Origin of the sequence: Vibrio sp. 1727, assembly GCF_033344415.1 — a bacterium.
Taxonomy (GTDB): Bacteria; Pseudomonadota; Gammaproteobacteria; order Enterobacterales; family Vibrionaceae; genus Vibrio; species Vibrio alginolyticus.
The window spans coordinates 188,925-195,099 of the sequence record NZ_JAWPOT010000006.1 but is presented as its reverse complement, the minus strand read 5'-3'; the positions used below and the strand labels follow the sequence as shown (position 1 = coordinate 195,099).

At 43.3% G+C, this 6,175-nt stretch carries 3 protein-coding genes and 3 pseudogenes; 5 read left to right on the top strand and 1 reads right to left on the bottom strand.

Annotation, left to right across the window (positions count from 1 at the left end; translation table 11 throughout):
* Positions 1-77: 77 nt before the first annotated feature.
* The 3 genes and pseudogenes from R8O10_RS08780 to R8O10_RS08770 form a co-directional block, all read left to right on the top strand.
* Positions 78-254 (top strand): annotated as a pseudogene (locus R8O10_RS08780) (dihydroorotase); the annotation flags it as partial.
* Between the two features lie 44 nt (positions 255-298).
* Positions 299-859 (top strand): carbonate dehydratase, encoded by a 561-nt coding sequence (locus R8O10_RS08775; RefSeq protein ID WP_017821071.1) that lies wholly within the window; start codon positions 299-301, stop codon positions 857-859.
* A pseudogene (locus R8O10_RS08770) lies at positions 849-1,861 on the top strand (CobW family GTP-binding protein). The gene R8O10_RS08775 and the pseudogene R8O10_RS08770 overlap by 11 nt, the downstream one beginning before the upstream one ends.
* 207 nt (positions 1,862-2,068) lie before the next feature.
* Here R8O10_RS08770 and R8O10_RS08765 read toward each other — a convergent pair.
* On the bottom strand, positions 2,069-2,941 hold the full coding sequence (locus R8O10_RS08765; protein ID WP_017821070.1) for an aspartoacylase: 873 nt from the start codon (positions 2,939-2,941) through the stop codon (positions 2,069-2,071).
* 147 nt (positions 2,942-3,088) lie between these two features.
* Here R8O10_RS08765 and R8O10_RS08760 point away from each other — a divergent pair.
* Together R8O10_RS08760 and R8O10_RS08755 are read left to right on the top strand one after the other, a co-directional pair.
* Positions 3,089-4,349: pseudogene (locus R8O10_RS08760) on the top strand (peptidoglycan DD-metalloendopeptidase family protein).
* Positions 4,350-4,872: 523 nt separating this feature from the next.
* The gene (locus R8O10_RS08755) at positions 4,873-6,087 is read left to right on the top strand and encodes a CobW family GTP-binding protein (protein WP_318191305.1); all 1,215 of its coding nucleotides are present in this window, start codon (positions 4,873-4,875) and stop codon (positions 6,085-6,087) included.
* The last annotated feature ends 88 nt before the right edge of the window (positions 6,088-6,175 follow it).

Here is a 6,175-nt window from a genome sequence, read left to right as displayed (position 1 = left end):
CTCCTAGGTTCATCTGGTGATACAGATGGTTCACTCGTTAAGCGGTGAACAGCGCTTCATACGACTTCACGTCGCACACCCCAACACGAGTTAGCAACGAAAACAGTTTATATCATTGTGGTTGGTCGCCTTTTGCTGGACATGAATTTTCAGCTCAAATTCAAAAGACTTGGGTCAATGGCGCGCTAGTTTATGACAATAACAAAGTCATCGATAAACCAGCTGGAGCGATGCGTTTATCCTTCAATCGTTAAGTCGCTGACCGTAAAAAAAGAGCCATAAACAAACTGGAAGCATTATGTTAAGAAGAAACCCAACGGGCCATATGCCACAGGTGTCCTCAACAGCCTTTATCGATCCAACCGCTATTATCTGTGGCAAAGTCATTATTGAGGATAACGTTTTTATTGGACCCTATGCTGTTATTCGAGCTGACGAAGTTAATAACCATGGAGACATGGAAGCTATCGTCATCAAACGTGACACCAATATCCAAGATGGTGTCGTAATTCACTCTAAGGCAGGGGCTGCGGTGACCATTGGTGAGCGCTCATCCATTGCTCATCGTTCGATTATTCATGGTCCTTGCCAGGTTTGTGATGATGTTTTCATTGGCTTCAACTCCGTCGTGTTCAATAGCGTCATCGGTGAGAGGTGTGTTATTCGTCATAACTGTGTCGTCGATGGCCTCGATTTACCCGCTTATTTCCATGTACCACCGATGACCAATATTGGTGTCGGTTTTGATTTAGAGAGTATCTCTAAAGTGCCGCCAGAATATTCAGCTTTTTCCGAATCCGTCGTTTCTGCCAACCATGAACTAGTCCAAGGCTACCGGAGAATTGCCAATGAACTTTAATAAGCCACTGATTTCGCGAGTGCCGACTAACATCATCACTGGCTTTCTCGGGGTGGGGAAAACATCGGCAATAATGCACTTATTGACCCATAAACCGAGTCATGAACGTTGGGCTGTATTGGTCAATGAATTTGGCGAAGTTGGTATTGATGGCAGCTTGTTACAAGGCCAAAAAAAACAACAAGACCAAGTGTTTATTCGAGAGGTCCCCGGGGGATGTATGTGCTGTGCAGCAGGTCTTCCGATGCAAATCGCCTTAAATCAATTATTGTCTGAAGCAAGGCCAGATCGATTGTTGATTGAACCTACAGGCCTTGGTCATCCTAAAGAAGTACTGCAAGTGCTATCGACCGAGTATTATCGTCAAATTCTCGCTTTGCAAAAAAACATTACTTTAGTCGATGCACGTAAACTATCGGATCCTAAGTACACTGAGCATGAAACGTTTAACCAGCAAATCACTATCGCAGATACAGTGGTAGGTAATAAGCGCGATCTCTATCAAGATGAAGATGAGCAAAAGCTGACGGCTTATATAGCAAAGCTCGGTCTGCGGGAAACAAAAGTGATTTTCGCTGAACATGGCGCTATCCCTTTTCATGAATGTGAGGGAGCGACTCGTATTGACGTGCAAAAAACGCCCTCTGTTCTTTATCGTGAAAGAGAGAAAAAGTCACTGTTCCTGAGTTGCCTATGCCTGAGAGCGGCATTCTAAAAGCAACCAATCAGGGGGAAGGTTTCTACAGTATCGGTTGGCGTATATCCGCTGAAAACGTGTTCGATCATCAAAAGCTGAGATTATTGCTGCTCGACCTCAAGGTCGAACGAATGAAAGCGGTTTTTATCACGGGAAGCGGTATTTTTGGTTACAATCTAACATCAGATGGACTCACAGAGTTTGAACTAGACGAGTGTTCAGAAAGCCGCCTAGAACTGATCTCTTCCGGTCTAGATGACCAATTTGAAGATAGATTATTTCGATGTTTGGAGAAGGCATCATGATAGAAAAGAGAAAACTCTCCTTTTAACCATAATGTCTTACCTCCTTAAAATTCTAGTGGGGTTTCTTTTAAAGCTGCGCTTAGGGCACTTATGCTGCCGTATTAGGGTGGGGTTAGTACCCGTATTTTCTGCCTATGCGGTTCAGGCACAGTTTTATTCATGGGGTGAGGTATCCACGTTACACGTGGCCTAATTACTTGCTTTAAGTTACACGGAAGAAACACGTCTTTTTTTAGCGAGGGCCATTGCTATATTTGCGGTACTGTAGGCGCTCTCATTGATAAAGTGCGGGTAAATTTCCCCTTTGCCATTCCAATGGATATCATAACCAGCGAAAGTCGCTAATAAAGGTGCTCCTGGTTTGACCGCCTCAAAATCTCTGCCACAAATAGTAGGGTGTACTAGTGCTTGCCGCATACCCTCTTGATCAAGTGGAACCCTGATTTCTTCGGTGTAAAAAAACGCCTCATAATCGCTCAGTAAGCCTATTTGGTTGAGGTTGTGCTTTTCAACATAGTCCAATACTGCGGTAAGCATCTGTTTCATCAACTCCAACGTACTGTACTCTAGCGCACCATGTGCTTGCGCCCCGACCTCAATCATTATTCCATATTGCCCAGCAGTACAAAGGTAAGGTTGCTCTTGCCATTCTTTTCGCTCTTCGAAAAGGACATGTGCTGATGGCATTCGTTGTTTGACGTACGCGCCCAGTTTCCGATAAAACACATCGTTAGAAAGCAAAATCAACGTCGCTCCCATATTGCTTGTTGTATTGTGCAGGTCAACAATCAACAGTTTTTCTTGGTTTGCATATTTCTCGATAAATTGATGTGCAATCTTGCTTTCATGCAAATCAGGACAATGATTGCTATTCATTGCTGAGAACTCGCGATTTAAGTCTGTATCGATGTATCGGACGTTGTGTTTTGCTGCTTCGGAGTTTGCGATGATCGAGCAGGCTGAAAAGGTTGATCTATTGACAGAGTAACGTTTTTCTTTGATTAGTTTATGTAAATAAATACCAGAAAGTTCGTTTCCGTGTGTTCCTGCAACGATAAGTGCTGAATTGAATGTGTTCATTATTGAGCCTTCTCAAAGAGAATGGGTTGAATGACTGGTCTTCTCTTAGCCAATCCAGTGAACTGAATAAACGTTTACTAAACTGAGTAAAAACAATCCTGGATATGTTATAACATAACAATCGTTGTTATTGATACTTAGTTTCTCATGAGTCAGTTTAAATTTATTGCTTTAATCGTTGCTGTGTTTTGTTTTTCGGTCGCTTTGCTTCTACCTACAGAGGATGAGCCAAATCAAGATAGTCACAGCACTCAACTGAATCAAAGCAGTGATTCGTCACCACCTCCATCATCAAAGATAGTGGTTCCCTCAGATAGCAGTTTGACTCCGTTGCCTAAACCTAAACAAATACACTACATAGTTAAAGTGGGAGATACGCTCAGTGGTATCTTCGCTCAATTGGGTCTCCCTTACGGTATTTTGCAGCAAATTCTCTCAGTTGATCTTGATCACCTCCAGCTAGATATGATTAAGCCCGGAGAAGAGCTTGAATTAGTGATGGATGACATGGGGCAATTGAGTCGACTAATTTATCATATGAGCCTTGTAGAGAAGGCTATCTACACTAGAGAAAACGATGGCTCCTTCTCTTACGAATTTCAGGAAATTTCAGGGGGAATGGCGTGAAACCTTATTTTCGGGAGAAATCAAAGGGAGTTTTTCAGTCTCGGCACATCGAGTAGGATTGGCATCAGGCCACGTCGCAAATATTACGCAGGTGATGAAAGATAAGATTGATTTTGCGCGATCTCTTAGAGCCGGTGACCGTTTCGATATATTAGTGAAACAGCAATATTTAGGTGAATACAAAACTGGCAATAGTGAGATTAAGGCTATTTCTTTTAACTTAGCGAAGGGCGAAGTCGCTGCATTTCTAGCCGAGGATGGACGGTTCTATGATAGAGCTGGTAACAGTTTGGAGCGAGCGTTTAACCGTTATCCTGTCGATAGGGCATACCGCCGAATCACCTCTGGGTTTAACCCTAAGCGTAAACACCCAGTGACGGGAAGAGTCACCCCGCATAACGGAACGGATTTCGCGACACCAATCGGTGCGCCAGTTTATTCTACTGGGGATGGAAAAGTAATTGCGGTCCGCAAGCACCCTTATGCCGGTAATTATTTAGTGATTGAACATAACAGTGTGTACAAAACTCGTTACCTACACTTGAATAAAATCTTGGTTAAAAAAGGTCAAGTTATAAAGCGTGGGCAAAAAATAGCCCTCTCTGGGAATACTGGTCGTTCAACCGGACCACATTTACATTTTGAAGTTTTAGTTCGTAATCGTCCGGTTGATGCAATGAAAGCCGACTTACCTATCGCGAAGTCGCTTCCTAACATCCAGAAACCTTCATTTTTGGCGCGAGTATCAGAGTTTGATTATCTAGTAGAAACGAAAAACTGAGTCCCGACAATTTGTTAGGGCTCAGTTATGCTATTTTGTGTTATGAGGTTGGAGCAATAGGTGAGTCTCAATATGTGTTCCTAGAAGAATAATGACTGCGATTTTTTCTTTTACGTGCGTCCACATCCGCAACATCGGACGCTTTGCAACAATCTCCGCCTTTGATCGGCCTACGTGAAAACATCACACCAATTGCGAGCATCGCAATACAACTTAGGAAAATAAGAACGGTAAGAACTAAAGTCATAACACCACCTCCTATAAATCGCTGTATTGTCATCTTTCTCCAATTTTATAAACAAAGCAATGGTCGTTTTGTAACCACTTATTATTTTTATCAATAGTCAGACCTTTGCTGGTGATGAAACGTGCTGAGAAACGAAGGCGAGTTCTGAAAAATCAGTCTCTGTGGTCTTTACCGATTCTTAAGCTTTGGGTCTAAGACAGCAATTGGATTCCTTCTATAACTCATCAAATTGTTATGTTATAACATGTGTTTATTCAGAGTTTGTAGGTCAAAGGTATGCCATCAATTCCAGTCACTATTTTGCATGGGTTTCTCGGGTCAGGGAAAACCACTTTTTTACGCAACATTCTTCAACAAGCCGATTCTTCTGGTATTGATCTTTCCGTTATTGTGAATGACATGAGTGAGTTAGACGTTGATGGCGTGCTTATCTTAAATACCGATGCGGTGAGTGAAGAGCAGGGCAACTTTGTCACGATCAGTGGAGACAGCATCAGCAGCCCGAGTGGTGTAAGGCAGGTCGATAAAGCCCTTAAAAAGCTCTGCGCAGAAAAATGGCCAGAATGGATTGTGATTGAAACGTCGGGCAGTAGTCATCCTTTGCCTTTGGTTGAGTATTTTAAAAACAACGCACCATTCGCTCTCAAAGACGTGATTACGTTGGTGGATGCGACTTGGTTGCGAGATGACTATCGACAAGGCTCTGCCTTAATTCCGAAGTGGCAAAAGAACGTACAGCAGGGTGTTCGCGGCGTTGAAAACTTGTTGGTAGAGCAAATCATGTTCTCAAACCGTGTCATGCTCACCAAGACGGACAAAGTGGATGACAATACCGTTCGTAACATCGCGCAGGCGATTCATCCGCTTAATGTTTACACCGAGATAATCAAAACGTCATGGGGAAACTTGGATATCCGCATGTTGAAAGGTGAGCAAGACTACAATTTCTTCCTTGTTGAGCAGTTAATCGCAGAACTTCGTGAGACGGTGAATGAGCCGTTGAATCTCTCTGATAAAGACGAACAAAGCCTTGTCGCCAAAGTGATCAAAGATGATCGACCTTTTCATCCTGCGCGTTTGTGGAGTACCTGCCACCAGTATTTAACTAAAGGTGTGTTCCGCAGTAAGGGGTTCTTTTGGTTTCCAACTCGAGACGATGTTTCACTGCTTTGGAGCCAAGCAAGCGGCAATGTGGGGCTTGAAATTACAGGCTTTTGGCGCGCTTCGGTAATCAATGACGAATCGCAAAACTTCACTGAGGAACATCGTCAAATCCTGCAAGATAAGATAGACAGCGTTGAAAGCCGCTTTGGTGATCGTCGTTGTCGATTAACGGTGATTGGGCAAGAAAACGAAGTCGATGTGTTTATTGATGCGCTGGAAAACTGCTTTTTAACGGATGCGGAACTGGAGCAATGGCAACAAGGGGCAACATTTGAAGACCCTTGGCCAAAGAAAATAGCTAAGTTGAGCCAGAAGAAGACGGTTTGAATGTACTGGTGAGGATTCCCTTGGTGCATGTTTGAATCTCGGCTTGTACCAAGAACGGACTTACTGAATTGGCTCGGTATACCAAAAT

Bases quoted from the DNA above. Each gene is read 5' to 3' on its own strand.
- R8O10_RS08775 (WP_017821071.1), top strand. From the start codon at position 299: ATGTTAAGAAGAAACCCAACGGGCCATATGCCACAGGTGTCCTCAACA.
- R8O10_RS08765 (WP_017821070.1), bottom strand. From the start codon at position 2,941: ATGAACACATTCAATTCAGCACTTATCGTTGCAGGAACACACGGAAAC.
- R8O10_RS08755 (WP_318191305.1), top strand. From the start codon at position 4,873: ATGCCATCAATTCCAGTCACTATTTTGCATGGGTTTCTCGGGTCAGGG.